The organism is Mesorhizobium album, from assembly GCF_033977205.1.
Lineage (GTDB): Bacteria > Pseudomonadota > Alphaproteobacteria > Rhizobiales > Rhizobiaceae > Mesorhizobium > Mesorhizobium album.
The window spans coordinates 48,287-61,666 of the sequence record NZ_JAVIIW010000014.1 but is presented as its reverse complement, the minus strand read 5'-3'; the positions used below and the strand labels follow the sequence as shown (position 1 = coordinate 61,666).

The following is a 13,380-nucleotide window of genomic DNA, read 5'->3' as shown; positions in this document are numbered from 1 at the left end:
GCCTTATGCCCTTCCGAGAAGGCCGCGCGGAAAGGCGCAAACGATGAGGATGACGGCCAGGTAGAAGAAGAACTCGCCATAGTCCGGCATCAGATACCGCCCCGCGGTGTCGACCGCACCGAGCACGAGGCAGGCAAGCAAGGCTCCGCCGATCGAGCCGGCGCCGCCCACCGCGACCACGACCAGGAAGGTCACCATGTAGCGCAGCGCGTAATATGGCTCGATCGGCAGCAATTCGGCCCCCACGACACCGCCGAAGGCGGCAAGCCCGGCCGAGACCGCGAAGCTCGCCGCATAGACGGATTTCGTGCGGACACCCAGCGCGGCGGCCATCGGCGTGTTATCCACGGAAGCGCGCAGCTTCACGCCAAAGGAGGTCCGCTCGACCAGGTACCAGAGGGCGGCGGCAACGGCGAAGCCGCATAGGATCGCAAAGAGCTTGTGGGCAGCAATCGAACGGAAGCCGAGATCGACCGGCCCGGTCAGCAGCCCCGGCAGTGGGATGGTCTTGAGCGTCGGTCCGAAGGCGTAGTTGGCGATGCCGATGACGCAGAAGGTGATGCCGATCGTCATCAGCACCTGGATGAGTTCCGGAGCATTGTAGATGCGGCGGTAGAGCAGCCTTTCGATCGGCGCCGCGATGACCACGGTTCCCGCGACCGCGAGCACGAGCCCGACGACATAGCCGAGGCCGAGATCGCGCATGGCATAGGAGGCCAGATAGCCTCCCACCATGGCGAAAGCTCCGTGCGCCAGGTTCACCACCCGCATCAGCCCCATGGTCAGCGACAGGCCGATCGAGATGACGAAAAGCACCATGCCGTAGGCAAGGGCGTCGACCGCGACGCTGAGCACGCTTTGCATGGTTCACTCCGGAGGCCGCCCGCGGGCTGCGGCCTGCAGGCAAGAACATGGACGCTGAGGGCTTGCCTGTGCAAGGCTATTTGAGACCCGGATCCGTCATGTTGGGGAAGGTCTGGATCTCCTTGTTGTAATAGGTGCCGTCCTCGGCCTTGGCGACCTCCCGCAGATAGATGTTCTGCGTGATGTGGCGGCTTTCGGGATCGATCGATACCGGTCCGCGCGGACTTTCCCAGGCCATTCCCTTGACGGCATCGACGGCCTTCTTGGCATCCTGCTTGCCGCCTGTCGCTTCGATCATCTTGTAGATGACCCTCATGCCGTCATAGGCGCTGACCGACGGGAAGGACAACTCCGCCGGATTGCCGATTGCCGTGCGCGCCGCCGCGACGAACTTCTTGTTCTCGCCGGAGTCGTGCGCAATCGAATAGTGGAAGGTGGTCGTGACGCCGAGAGCCGTATCGCCCAGCGCCGGAAGATCGGATTCCTGCGTCAGGTCGCCGGGCGCCAGGAACTGGATGCCGGCCTGCTTGAGGCCGTTCTCGTTATACGACTTCAGGAAGCCGAGCGTGGTCGGGCCGGAGGGCAGGAAGGCAAAGACCGCCTCGGCGCCGGAATCCTTCACGCGCTGCATGATCGGGCTGAAATCGGTCGTCGACAGCGGCATGCGGATCGACTCGACGATTTCGCCGCCATCCGCCTTGAATGTGGTCGCGAAAGCCGTTTCGGCATCGACACCGGGCCCATAGTCGCTGACGGCGGTAATGACCTTCTTGATGCCGCGCTGGGCCGCCACCTTCGCCATCGGCACCGACGTCTGCCAGAGCGTGAAGGACGTACGCACGACGAGCGGACTCTTGGTCACGATCGCCGAGGTAGCCGCGTTCATGATCACCATCGGCACGTTGGCTTGCTCAAGAAGGGGCGTGACGGCCATGGCATCGGGTGTGAAATAGAAGCCTGCGAGATACTGGACGTGCTCCTTGACGACCAGATCCTGGGCAAGTGATTTGGCCTGCGCGGGATTTGCCGCCGGAAGGTCGCGATAGACGATCTCGACATCATCATTGCCGACCTTGGCGCCGTTCAACGCCGTCCAGGCATCGATGCCGGCCTTGAAATTCTTGCCTTGAATGGCGAACGGGCCGGAGAACGGGCCGATCACACCGACCTTGATTGTATCCGCCAAGGCGGTTCCGCCGAGTGCGATCGCCGCAACCGCGGCCAGCAGCATGCGTCTCATGGTTCTCCTCCCTCGCGCGGCCGCCCAGCTTTAAACGGGGATTTTTCAGCCGCATCGTCTCGGTCTCTCATGCCGAAATGGTAATGTAAAATGAAAATCAGTCGCCGATTATTAACCTCCCGGATATGATTCGATCGAAATCCGGCGACCTTGCATCGTTTCCCTTTGCGGTGCGTGCGTGCCGGCAGCGATACGCTCTCAATCATCGAACCAGATCGAGGATTCTGGCGGCCTATCCGGTCGGATCTGCCGACGATATAACGCCTTCGAGGCGATGATGGCATCCTCACCGCGTTACCAAGGAGAGCCGCTCCGACGGATAGCTATGACTTCAAAACGCAATGTCCTTTTCATCATGTGCGACCAGCTGCGGTTCGATTATCTGAGCTGCGCCGAACACAAGAGCCTGAAGACGCCGAACATCGACCGGCTCGCCGGCCGCGGCGTCCGCTTCACCAACGCCTATGTGCAATCGACGGTGTGCGGTCCCTCGCGCATGAGTGCCTATACCGGCCGCTATGTCCGCTCGCACGGCTCGACCCACAACGGCGTGCCGCTGAGGATAGGCGAGCCGACGCTGGGCGATCATCTGCGCGAGGTCGGCGTGCGCTGCGCGCTCATCGGCAAGACGCATATGAGAGCCGACGAGGAAGGCATGGAGCGGCTCGGCATCGCCAGGGATTCCATCATCGGCGTGCGTGTCGCCGAATGCGGCTTCGAGCCGCTCGAGCGCGACGACGGCCTGCATCCCTCGACCAACTACGACCCCGATCCGGCCTACGACAGCTATCTGCGCGAGCACGGCTTCGATGCCGAAAATCCGTGGGAGCATTGGGCGAATTCCGGCGAAGGCGCGAACGGCGAGAATTTCAACGGCTGGCTGCTCGTCCACGCCGACAAGCCGGCGCGCATTCCGGAGGAACATTCCGAAACGCCTTACATGACGCGCCGCGCCATGCGCTTCATCGAGGAGGCCGAAGCCAAGGGCGAGGCCTGGTGCGCGCACCTCTCCTACATCAAGCCGCACTGGCCCTATATCGTGCCGGCGCCTTATCACAACATGTACGGCAAGGCGGATATCCAGCCGCCGATCCGCAGCGAGGCGGAGCGCGGCTCGCCAAATCCGATCTTCGAGGCCTTCCAGCAGGAGCGTTATTCGAAGAACTTCTCACGCGACGAGGTCCGCGAGACGGTCATCCCCTGCTACATGGTCCTGATCAAGCAGATCGACGACCAGCTCGGCCATTTGTTCGACTTCATGGACAAGCGCGGCCTGTTCGGGAAGACGCTTGTGGTGTTCACCTCAGACCATGGCGACTATCTCGGCGATCATTGGCTCGGCGAGAAATACCTGTTCCACGATGTGGCGGCGAAAGTGCCGATGATCGTCTACGATCCGCGCCCCGAAGCCGATGCGACACGCGGCACCACTTCCGCCGCGCTGGTCGAGATGATCGACCTTGCGCCTACTTTCCTCGATTTCTTCGGCGGCAAAGCCAAGCCGCACAGCCTCGAAGGCCGCTCGCTGCTGCCGCTCACTTCCGGCGAGCGGCAAAGCCTGCGCAACCATGCCGTCAGCGAATACGACTATAGCGGCGATGCCGCGCGGCTGAAGCTCGCCATGCCGGTCTCGGGCTGCAAGCTCTACATGATCACCGACGGCCGCTTCAAACTCGTCCATGGCGAGGGCGTGCCGCCGATGTTCTTCGACCTCGGCAACGACCCCGGCGAACTGCGCGACCTTGGGCGGGAGCCGTCTGCGGCCGGCGACATCGAGCGGCTGCGCAAAGCACTGATGCGCTGGCTGGCGCTGCCCAACAACCGCATCACTGTCCCCGACGAATGGCTGACCGATATCGACGGCAAGATCGGGCATTTCGATCCGATCGTCGGCTCGGGCGTGCTCATCGGCTACTGGGACGAGGCCGAGCTTGCCCAACAGCAGGAGGCGCGCCGCCGCTGGCTGGCGCGCCAGGGTCGCAAATAGGGCGTTCGGCTATCCGAGAGTGAGACCGGCCTTCTTCGCTTCCTCGCGCAGGAAGGGCAGCCCGACCTCGATAACGTCGCGCGGATCTTCCGCCACCGGACGCCAGACCGCGAGCCCGCCGGCGATGTCGACATCGACATGGTTCATACTTTCGAGCGTGATCGGCCCTTCGTAGCCGATATCGGCGATCGCCTTCATGCAGGCTGCCCAGTTGAGCATGCCGCGCCCCGGCACGCCGCGATTGGCCTCCGACACATGAACATAACCGAGGAAGGGCGCCGCCGCCTCGAAGCCCGAAGCAAAGCTCTCTTCCTCGATATGCATATGGTAGGTGTCGAGATGGATGAAGAGGTTGTCGGCGCCAACGCGCTCGATGATCCGCGCCGCGTCGATGCCACGGTTGATCAGATGCGTCTCGTAGCGGTTGCAGGGCTCGATGCCGAGCTTCAGGCTGCGCGACTTCGCCGACTTCGCCGCACGCTCGAGGAAGCGGCAGATACCGTCGATCTCCCTTTGCGTCGGCGCCCGGCCGGTCGTCTTGCCGATTGTTCCATAGGTCACGCCGCCGAGCGCCTCGCTGCCCACCTCGTTGCAGACCTCGAAGGCGGGCTGCAGGAAGTCGAGCGCTTCGTCCGGCCGCTCGACCACGTCGAGCGCGCGCGGCAGGCCGAGCGACGGGATGAGCTCGACGCCATAGTGGCTGGCGAAGCCGCGCGTGCGCTTGGTGTCGATCTCCTCGGGGCGCAGCAGCGGGATCTCCATCAGGCCGATGCCAAGCTCCTTCAGCCTATCCATCTGCGGCTCGATGCGAGCCAGGTCCCAGACGGGAGCGATGGCGAAAGTGTGCAGTCCGAAAACATTCATGTCAGCCTCGTTGTTCATGCGCCGCCGCGGCGCTGATATCGCCGCCGCCGACGATGCGGCTGACGACTTCGTTCATATTGGTCTTGGCGGTGACGAGATCGGCATCCGCCCTGCCGTGGCGCAGCACGACGATGCGGTCGGTGACCGAGAGCACGTCGTTCAGCCGGTGTGAGATCAGGATGACGGCGATGCCTTCCGATTTCAGCCGCCGGATGAGATCCAGCACGCTCTGCACCTCGCGCACGGCAAGCGCGGCCGTCGGCTCGTCCATGATGACGAGCTTCGGATTGAAGGTCAGCGCGCGGGCGATCGCCACAGTCTGTTGCTGGCCGCCGGAGAATGAGCCGACGGAACGACTGATCGACGGCAGGTGCGCGCCTAACCGATCGATCATCCGCGCCGCCTGCCGATCCATCTCGGCCTTGTCGACAAAGCCGGGGAACAGACCGAGCAGCCTTTTCGTCGGCTCGCGTCCAAGGAAGATGTTGGAGGCCACATCCTGCTGCTTGGCTAAAGATAGATCCTGGTAGATCATCTCGATGCCGAGGCGGCGGCGCTGGCCGGGATCGAGGGCGAGGATGTCCTTGCCGTCGAATTCGATCGAGCCGGTATCGGCCCGGTAGATGCCGGTGATGGTTTTCATCAGCGTCGATTTGCCGGCGCCATTGTCGCCGACCAGACCGACCACCTCGCCGGCCGCGACCGACAGGTCGACGCCATGCAGCACGTCGACCGCACCAAAACTCTTGCGAATGCCATGGAGCGAGAGAAGTGTCATACGCGCGACTCCTTTCGCACCTGGTACTGGTCGATGAAGACCGCGAGGATCAGCACCGCTCCGATCGCCATCTGCTGGTAGTAGGATTGCACCGCAAGCAGCGTCAGCCCGTTCTGCAGCACGCCCATGATCAGCGCGCCGATCATCGTGCCGAGGATCGAGGCGCGGCCGCCGAAGAGATTGGTGCCGCCGATGATCGCCGCCGTGATCGCGGTGAGCTCGTAGTTGATGCCGGCGGTCGGATCGCCGGCATTGACGCGGGCGGTGAAGAGCAGGCCGGCGAGCCCCGCGAGCGCGCCGGAGAGCGTGTAGATGATGCGGCGATGCTGCTCGACGCGGATGCCGGCGGCGCGCGCCGCCCCTTCGCTGTCGCCCAGCGCCAGCGTGTGGCGGCCGAAGCGCGTATAGGCAAGCGCCGTATGTGCGACGATCGCGGTCAGCACGAAGATGATGACCGGCATCGGAATGCCGAGCGGTCTTCCTTGCCCGATATAGACGATCTCGGCGGGCAGGCCGTAGATCGCTCTGCCCTTTGAGATGACCAGCGCCAGCCCGCGCGCTAGCCCAAGCATGCCGAGGGTGACGATGAAGGCCGGCACGAAAGCGCGGGTCACCAGTTGCCCGTTGATGTAGCCGGCAATCGCGCCGGCAAGGATGCAGGCGGTCACGGCGAAGACCGACGGCCAGCCTAGATTGATGGCGACGTAGGCACCCGCCACGCCGGCAAGACCCATGACCGATCCAAGCGACAGATCGAGCCCGCCCGAGCCGATGACGAAGGTGGCGGCTATTGCCAGCACGCCGATCGTCGAAGTCGCGAGCAGGATGTTGAGGAAATTGCTGAGCGACAGGAAGAATGGCGAAAGAAGCGCCATCGCCGTGCTCAGCAAGACAAGCACCAGCAGCGACTCCAGCCGGATGTGAAGTCGTTCGACGGATGCACGCTGCACCCGAACCCAGAAGCCGGGCTGCGCCGTTTCGGAAGCCATGTTTTTTTACCCTTCGGGTAGGGGAGTAGGGGAGTAGGTCAGTAGGTCAGTAGGGGAGTAGGGAAGAAGGTGGCTCGACCAAAATCGGAGAAACGCAAACCATCGCTCCCCCTACTCCCCTACTCCCCTACTGACCTACTCCCCTACTCCCTTTCCTTTCCTACTTCACATATTGCAGCATCGGCTCCTTGCCGGCGTCGAGCACATCCTTGGTCAGCACCAGGGTGGGCACGGCGATGCTTTCCTCGACCTTCTCGCCGGCGAGCGCCTTCTTGACGTTCTCGACCGCCTGCTTGCCGACCAGATAGGGAAGCTGCGCGACGGAAGCGTTGAGGCGGCCCTCCTTGATCGACTTCACCGCGTCGACATTGCCGTCGACGCCGATCATGGTCACCTGCTGGCCCTTGCCGGCCGCGTAGACCGATTCCACCGCGCCCAGCGCCATGCCGTCATTGGCGCAGAAGATGGCGACGAGGTCGGGGTGTGCGGTCAGCGTGTCGGTGGCGATCGAGGCCGCCTTGCCGCGATCCCAGTCGCCCGGCAGCGAAGCGACAATCTGCAGCCCCGGCGCCAGTTCCTTGAGCTTGTCGGCGAAGCCCTTGGCGCGTTTCTCGCCGGTGATGTTGCCCGACAGACCTTCGATCACCAGCACCGGACCCTTGGCATCCTTGCCGAGCTTGGAGACGAGATATTCCGCCCCTTGCGCGCCGGCCGCGACATTGTCGGAGCCGATATGGAAGGTGACCTTGACGCCTTCTTTGTCGAGCACGGCCTGGTCGAGATTGTTGTCGAGGTCGACGATCTTCATGCCTGAGGCTTGCGCCGACTTCAGGCACGGAAGCAGGTTGGTCGAGTTGATGGCCGCGGTGATCATCGCCACCGGCTTGCGTTCCAGCATCGTGTTGCAGAGGTTGAGCTGCGGCTCGGCCGCCTGGTCGCTTTCGGCCGCCTGCTGGAAGTACTTCACGCCGGCTTCCTTGGCGCCGTCGGCGACGCCCTGGGCCATCGCGCCCCAGAACGGATTGGCCAGCGTCTTCATCAGCACGCCATATTCGCCGTCCTCTGCCCTGGCGGCGCCGACCGCTGACATTACCAAGGCGACGCCCAAAGCAAGGGTAAATCGATTTATCTTCAGGATAAGCGATATCATTCCATCCTCCATTGTTTGCGCCGGATGCCGCGGCCAGGGCCGGCGCTGTTCTTCCGTTGTCGACAATGGGGTTCTATTGTCGGTCTCCTCCCCCGGAATGCGGGACGCTGCCTGGCGAGCCAACGGATTCCCGCATCAACACCTTGCAAGGTTCGAGCCGCGCCGTGGGCGGGCCGCCCTCGCCTTCGATCCTGCGAAACAAAACCTCCATTGCATTGGTGGCGATCTCACGCACCGGCTGCACCACCGCGGCAATTGCCGGCCATGTCACCTGCATCCATTCCGCGTCGTCGAAGCCGACCAGCGAGATGTCGTTCGGGCAATGCCAGCCGCGCCGCCGGAATTCGGAAAGCGCCACCAGCGTGCCCTTGAGGAACAGCGAATAGACCGCCGTCGGCCGCTCGGTACCCTTGGAGAAATAGTCGTGAAGCAGCGCCCGCAGAGGTCCGACATCGCTTTCGCAAAGTACGACGTCGATGCGGATATCCGGCGCAAGTTCCAGCGCGGTGCGACGGAATCCTTCAAGACGGGCGCGCACCGTGGCCGCCTGCTCGCCGAGGCCGACGACCAGGACGTGGCGATGGCCCATGCCGACCAGCGCACGCGCCACTTCCGCACTTGCCGCGGCGCTGTCGGCCGAAACGGTGTCGAAGGCGTCGTCGGCGAGCACGCGGTCGATCAGCACCCCGGTCATGCCGTTCGCCTTCATGAAGGCGGCCGCCGGTCCGTGCTCGTTGCGCACCGGCGCCAGCACGACGCCGGCGACGCGCCAGTCGTGCATGCGGGCCAGAATCTCCTTCTCGCGCGCTTCCGATTCACGACTGGAGGCGGCGACCAGCGTATAGCCGCGCTGCTCGGCGAGACCTTCGAGCTCGCTCACCATCTGGCCGAAGAACTCGCTTTCGAACTCGGGCATGATGGCGCCGATGATGCGACGCTTGGCCCGCCGCATATCCGAGGCGAGCGGGTCGACGCGATAGCCCAGCAGTTCGACAGCATCGAGGACGCGCTGCGCGTTTTCCGGCTTAACCGTCGTGACCCCGGAAAGAACCTTGGAGACGGTGGCGGCGGACACGCCCGCATGGCTTGCCACGTCGTGGATCGACGGGCGCCGCTGCTGGGCTTCCTTCTGCGCCATGGGCTTCCTCCCAAGAGCGGGCAGCCATTTTGCCGCCATCGTTAAATTAACCGATAAATCGATTTTTCGCTATTGTAAATCGTTTCATCGAGGGTAAACACGGATGTGGTTGACGCGATCCAATCACACTGGGAGGATGAACCATGTCCGATAAGTCCTTGCCGCTGGTCATCAGCGCGCCCGAACCGCGCACGCTCGACCTGATCTTCACGCCACCGCAGCTGGCGCTTTTTCGCAGAAAGTATCGCATCGTCGAGACAACGCCGGAAGGTGTCTCGGAGTTGCCGACAGACGTGTTGGGCGAGGCGCGCTACATCGTCGGCCAACCGCCGATCGCCCCGGAGACGCTGGAGAAGTTGAGGGCGCTGCGCTGCGTCTTCAATGTAGAGACGAACCTTATCAACAACATGCCCTATGAGACGCTGTTTGCCCGCGGCATCCATGTGGTCACCACCGGCCTGGTGTTTGCCGAACCGGTTGCGGAACTGGGCCTTGCCATGGCGCTCAACCTGGCGCGCGACATCGTCGATGCCGACCTCGCTTTCCGGCAGGGCAAGGAGCTGTGGGGCGGCGACGGCAACCAGACCGCCCGGCTGCTCTCGGGTGCCGATGTCGGCATCATCGGCTTCGGCGATCTCGGCCGCGCGCTCAATCGCCTGCTGACCGGCTTCCGCACCCGCACCAGGGTCTATGATCCATGGCTGCCGCCATCCGTTCTTGCCGAGCACGGCGTCGAGCCGGCCTCGCTCGAAAAGGTTCTGTCGGAAAGCGATTTCGTCTTCGTCGTCGCCTCCGTGACCAGCGAGAACCAGGGCTTTCTGGGCGCCGATGCCTTCGCCAAGATGCGCAAGGGCGCCGCCTTCATCCTGCTCAGCCGAGCCGGCGTAGTCGATTTCCCGGCGCTGATGGCAGCTGTCAAGAGCGGCCATATCGTTGCCGCAAGCGATGTCTTCCCGGAGGAACCGCTGGCGAAGGATCATCCGGTACGCGCTCTCCCCGGCTTCCTGCGCTCGGCCCACCGCGCCGGCGCGCTCGATGTCGCCTTCAAGCGCATGGGCGACATGGTGCTAGAAGACATGGATCTCATCGACCGCGGCCTGCCGCCGATGCGCTCCAAGCGCGCCGAGCGCGAGACCGTCTCCCGCATGCGCTCCAAGCCGGTCGTCAGGAACTGACGGGAAGCCGTGTATAGTCAGACGGCACCGGTGGCGTCCCGCTGACGATTGCACCCGAACGCAATGCGACCAAATTTTTGCGGCCAGCGGGAAAATTTCGATCATCACGGCGAAATTTTCAGAATCGTATTCTGTGTTGGATAGCCATCAAGGAACTTTAATCCGGACCTGCCGTTGGTGACGTAATCGCTTCTTGAACGATCCAGAGTAACAGGAGGTCTATGTCATGAACGTCAAGATGATCTGCTTCGGCGCGATGGCGCTTTCGATGGTTGCCGGCTCCGCGTTCGCCGCCGCGTCCGGCGCCGGCACGTCGGCGCTCGACGATCCGGCCAAGATGCAGCCTTTCTATACCGACTCCACCATGAAGAAGATGCGCAGCAGCGACGAATTCACCAGGGCGTGGAAGGCGCTGACGCCAGCGGATCAGAAATTGATTGCGGCGGCCTGCGACGACGAGGCGAAGAATGCCAACGCAACCAACACGCATCCGGAATTCTGCAGCAGCGTGAAGGCGAACGGCGGCAGCAAATAGCCGCGTTACAGCAATCTTAGATGCCAACGGCCCCACACCGGGGCTGTTGACATGCGGTATTCCCGCTTTGGGCAGGTTCAAGCGAAAAGATCGTTGCCGGCCCTCTGTTCGGCCGGATCCCCGAAATTCGCCTCGAGCCAGGCGAGCGCGCTGGCGACGTCGGCGATGGCGAAACGCGCTGCGGTCTCGCCCTGCGGCTTCACGCGGATCGAGATTCCGCCTGCGGCATTGACGGTGTCGAAGCCGTTCTCGTCCGACGTATCGTCGCCGAGGAAAACCGGACGCCGGCCGCTGAAGGGATCGAGCTGCATGAAGCGCCGGATCGCGGCGCCCTTGGCGGCTTCGAGCGGCATCAGTTCGACCCCCGCGTTACCCGCGATGACCCTGTAGCCTTCCGGCAGGCGGGCAAGCGCCGCCTCGACCAGTTCCGCCGCGCGCGCCAGAAGATGCGGCGCCGCCCGCGTATGGATGGCGAGCACCGGACCCTTGCGCTCGACATAGACGGCCTTGCTCGCCAGCTCCAACTCGATCTCGTCTGCGAGCGCCGCCATATCGGCCGGCTCGTCAGCGGCTTCGATCTGCCCATCCGGCGTCAGCCTGTGTTCCAGCCCGTAGAGGCCGGCGATCCGCAGCTTCAAGGGATCGAACAGGCGGTCGACGGCGGCGATCGAGCGGCCGGTGATGAAGGCGAGCGCTCCGTCAAGCCGGCGTTCGATCGTCTCAAGGAGCCGGTGCAGTTCCTCGCTGACCGACACGCTGTCCGGATGGGCCGCGTGCTCAAGCAAGGTGCCGTCGATGTCGAGGAAGAGCGCCCACCGCCCTTCGGGAAGCCGTGGCGTCAAATCTGCCTGTGTGTTCATCGGTAACCGACTGCCTGCCTGCGTTCGAACATGGAGACGACATTGTCGCCATTCACCGACCGGTCGGATAAAGCCGTGACCCGGTCGAGCTCGTCGCGCTTCCTCAGCCGCGCCGCGTCGAGCAGCATGCTGCCGGCCCAGCGGTAGACATTGTTGTCGCGAACGATCTCGCGCATCCGCCGCATGCGCTCATGCTGCTCTTCCGGTCCCATGGTGAGTGCCTGCAGCATGGTCTCGCTCATCATCGCCGCATCGTAAGGATTGACGATCAGCGCTTCCAGAAGCTCGCGCGAGGCGCCGGCGAAGGTGCTGAGCAGGAGCACACCCTGCTCGTCGTCGCGAGAGGCAACAAATTCCTTGGCGACGAGGTTCATGCCGTCATGCAGGCTGGTGACCAGGCAGATGTCGGCAGCCCGATAGATTTCGTAGACGTGCTTCTGCGAATGATGCTCCGCCACCAGCACGACGGGGCGATACGTCTCGCTGCCATAGCGCTCGTTGAGCTCCTCGGCATAGCGCAGGCATTCCTCATGCAGTTGCTTGTAGGCCGGCAGCGTGCCCCGGCTGGGCGCCGCGATCTGCAGGAAGACCACCTTGCCGATCGTTTCGGGATGGCGGATGAACAGCTCCTCCAGCGCGTGGAAGCGGTCGAGGATGCCTTTGGTGTAGTCGAGACGCTCGACGCCTACGCAGAGCTTGGCATCGGCCGGAATGCCGAACCGCTCGCGGATGTGTCGCTGGGATTGCTCGACCGAAGGCAGGGTCTTCAGCAGCTCGACGGGCCATTCGATCGAGATCGGATAGGCATGCACCAGCGTCGTCTGGCCGCCATACGACACGGCGGCGTCCGCGCGCTCGATCCGGCTCTCCATGAAGCGGTCGACGCTTTCGGTGAAATTGTTGGCGTGGAATTGCGTGTGGAAGCCGATGATCGAGCTGCCGAGCAGTCCGTCGAGGATGCGTTCGCGCCACGGGCAGATGCTGAACACCTCCGAATTCGGCCACGGAATGTGCCAGAAGGTGATGACGATCGCATCCGGCAGGCGCTCGCGGATCATGCGCGGCAGAAGCGCGAAGTGGTAATCCTGGACCAGCACGATCGGCCGTTCGTTGCGGGCCTCGGCGACCACCGTATCGGCGAATTTGCGGTTGGCGGCCTCGTAGGCCTCCCAGTCGGAATCGCGGAAGATCGGACGGGTGAAGGCGATATGGCAGAGCGGCCACAGGCCTTCATTGGCAAAGCCGAGATAGTAGCCCTGATATTCCTCGTCCGTCAGCCAGACCCGGCGCAGCGTGTAGGACGGATTGCCGGGCGGCACCTGCACCCGGTCGTTGCTGTCGACCACTTCGCGGTCGGCACTGCCGCCGCCATAGGCGATCCATGTGCCGGCGCAGACGCGCGTGATCGGCTCGAGCGCCGCGACGAGTCCGCTCGCAGGCACGACCAGTTCGACCTCACCGTTCTTTTCGTTGTGGATGTAAGGCTCGCGGTTGGAGACTACGATGACCTGCGCGTCCGGCAGATCCTCGGTGAGGATCTTGCGCAGCGTCTCCGGCGACCAGGTGACCAGCGCGGCGTCGACCGACTGCCCGTTCTTTTCGAATTCGCGCAGCACCTTGCGCGCCGCCTCCGAAGCGACATCGTCACCAGAAGCCGGCATGCTCGCCGTCCTCGAACGCTGACGGCGGTGCCGGAATATTGAAACAAAGACTGCGAGAGCGGAAAGTCCGAAACTTAATAAGATGAGAACCCACAAAAGGTCTACGCCATATTGTATCATTGAATGCCAGGCTGCCTCC

General features: G+C 63.5%; 12 protein-coding genes. 3 read left to right on the top strand and 9 right to left on the bottom strand.

Annotated elements, in window-relative coordinates; all coding sequences use genetic code 11:
- Positions 1 to 3 precede the first annotated feature (3 nt).
- Positions 4 to 864 (bottom strand): branched-chain amino acid ABC transporter permease, encoded by an 861-nt coding sequence (locus RFN28_RS14055; RefSeq protein WP_320287932.1) that lies wholly within the window; start codon positions 862 to 864, stop codon positions 4 to 6.
- Between the two features lie 76 nt (positions 865 to 940).
- Positions 941 to 2,104, bottom strand: a complete 1,164-nt coding sequence (locus tag RFN28_RS14050) for an ABC transporter substrate-binding protein (protein ID WP_320287931.1) — start codon at positions 2,102 to 2,104, stop codon at positions 941 to 943.
- Between the two features lie 325 nt (positions 2,105 to 2,429).
- Here RFN28_RS14050 and RFN28_RS14045 point away from each other — a divergent pair, with 325 nt between their 5' ends.
- On the top strand, positions 2,430 to 4,091 hold the full coding sequence (locus RFN28_RS14045) for a sulfatase-like hydrolase/transferase (protein WP_320287930.1): 1,662 nt from the start codon (positions 2,430 to 2,432) through the stop codon (positions 4,089 to 4,091).
- A 9-nt stretch (positions 4,092 to 4,100) separates the two neighbouring features.
- Here the strand turns inward: RFN28_RS14045 and RFN28_RS14040 are convergent, their stop codons facing one another.
- The 5 genes from RFN28_RS14040 to RFN28_RS14020 all read right to left on the bottom strand — a co-directional run bounded on the left by RFN28_RS14040 (position 4,101) and on the right by RFN28_RS14020 (position 9,010).
- On the bottom strand, positions 4,101 to 4,955 hold the full coding sequence (locus RFN28_RS14040; RefSeq protein ID WP_320287929.1) for a sugar phosphate isomerase/epimerase family protein: 855 nt from the start codon (positions 4,953 to 4,955) through the stop codon (positions 4,101 to 4,103).
- Between the two features lies 1 nt (position 4,956).
- Positions 4,957 to 5,733: an ATP-binding cassette domain-containing protein gene (locus RFN28_RS14035; RefSeq protein ID WP_320287928.1), complete on the bottom strand. Its 777-nt coding sequence runs from the start codon at positions 5,731 to 5,733 to the stop codon at positions 4,957 to 4,959.
- Positions 5,730 to 6,722: an ABC transporter permease gene (locus tag RFN28_RS14030; RefSeq protein ID WP_320287927.1), complete on the bottom strand. Its 993-nt coding sequence runs from the start codon at positions 6,720 to 6,722 to the stop codon at positions 5,730 to 5,732. The genes RFN28_RS14035 and RFN28_RS14030 overlap by 4 nt, the downstream gene beginning before the upstream one ends.
- Before the next feature lie 160 nt (positions 6,723 to 6,882).
- Positions 6,883 to 7,872: a sugar ABC transporter substrate-binding protein gene (locus RFN28_RS14025; protein WP_320287926.1), complete on the bottom strand. Its 990-nt coding sequence runs from the start codon at positions 7,870 to 7,872 to the stop codon at positions 6,883 to 6,885.
- Positions 7,873 to 7,945: 73 nt separating this feature from the next.
- Positions 7,946 to 9,010: a LacI family DNA-binding transcriptional regulator gene (locus RFN28_RS14020; RefSeq protein ID WP_320287925.1), complete on the bottom strand. Its 1,065-nt coding sequence runs from the start codon at positions 9,008 to 9,010 to the stop codon at positions 7,946 to 7,948.
- Positions 9,011 to 9,153: 143 nt separating this feature from the next.
- Between RFN28_RS14020 and RFN28_RS14015 the strand changes: the two genes are divergently transcribed.
- Together RFN28_RS14015 and RFN28_RS14010 are read left to right on the top strand one after the other, a co-directional pair.
- Positions 9,154 to 10,185, top strand: a complete 1,032-nt coding sequence (locus RFN28_RS14015; protein WP_320287924.1) for a hydroxyacid dehydrogenase — start codon at positions 9,154 to 9,156, stop codon at positions 10,183 to 10,185.
- Between the two features lie 226 nt (positions 10,186 to 10,411).
- Positions 10,412 to 10,720, top strand: a complete 309-nt coding sequence (locus tag RFN28_RS14010; protein WP_320287923.1) for a hypothetical protein — start codon at positions 10,412 to 10,414, stop codon at positions 10,718 to 10,720.
- Between the two features lie 77 nt (positions 10,721 to 10,797).
- Here the strand turns inward: RFN28_RS14010 and otsB are convergent, their stop codons facing one another.
- Together otsB and RFN28_RS14000 are read right to left on the bottom strand one after the other, a co-directional pair.
- Positions 10,798 to 11,580 carry a trehalose-phosphatase gene (otsB, locus tag RFN28_RS14005; RefSeq protein ID WP_320287922.1) on the bottom strand — a complete coding sequence of 261 codons (783 nt, stop codon included), beginning with the start codon at positions 11,578 to 11,580 and terminating at the stop codon, positions 10,798 to 10,800.
- A complete protein-coding gene (locus tag RFN28_RS14000; RefSeq protein WP_320287921.1) occupies positions 11,577 to 13,361 on the bottom strand; it encodes an alpha,alpha-trehalose-phosphate synthase (UDP-forming) in 1,785 nt (594 codons plus the stop codon). Before RFN28_RS14000 ends, otsB begins: the two co-directional genes overlap by 4 nt.
- Between the last annotated feature and the right edge of the window lie 19 nt (positions 13,362 to 13,380).

Coding starts and splice junctions, on each gene's coding strand:
- RFN28_RS14055 (WP_320287932.1), bottom strand. CDS start 864: ATGCAAAGCGTGCTCAGCGTCGCGGTCGACGCCCTTGCCTACGGCATG.
- RFN28_RS14000 (WP_320287921.1), bottom strand. CDS start 13,361: ATGATACAATATGGCGTAGACCTTTTGTGGGTTCTCATCTTATTAAGT.
- RFN28_RS14035 (WP_320287928.1), bottom strand. CDS start 5,733: ATGACACTTCTCTCGCTCCATGGCATTCGCAAGAGTTTTGGTGCGGTC.
- otsB (WP_320287922.1), bottom strand. CDS start 11,580: ATGAACACACAGGCAGATTTGACGCCACGGCTTCCCGAAGGGCGGTGG.
- RFN28_RS14040 (WP_320287929.1), bottom strand. CDS start 4,955: ATGAATGTTTTCGGACTGCACACTTTCGCCATCGCTCCCGTCTGGGAC.
- RFN28_RS14045 (WP_320287930.1), top strand. CDS start 2,430: ATGACTTCAAAACGCAATGTCCTTTTCATCATGTGCGACCAGCTGCGG.
- RFN28_RS14015 (WP_320287924.1), top strand. CDS start 9,154: ATGTCCGATAAGTCCTTGCCGCTGGTCATCAGCGCGCCCGAACCGCGC.
- RFN28_RS14050 (WP_320287931.1), bottom strand. CDS start 2,104: ATGAGACGCATGCTGCTGGCCGCGGTTGCGGCGATCGCACTCGGCGGA.
- RFN28_RS14020 (WP_320287925.1), bottom strand. CDS start 9,010: ATGGCGCAGAAGGAAGCCCAGCAGCGGCGCCCGTCGATCCACGACGTG.
- RFN28_RS14025 (WP_320287926.1), bottom strand. CDS start 7,872: ATGATATCGCTTATCCTGAAGATAAATCGATTTACCCTTGCTTTGGGC.
- RFN28_RS14010 (WP_320287923.1), top strand. CDS start 10,412: ATGAACGTCAAGATGATCTGCTTCGGCGCGATGGCGCTTTCGATGGTT.
- RFN28_RS14030 (WP_320287927.1), bottom strand. CDS start 6,722: ATGGCTTCCGAAACGGCGCAGCCCGGCTTCTGGGTTCGGGTGCAGCGT.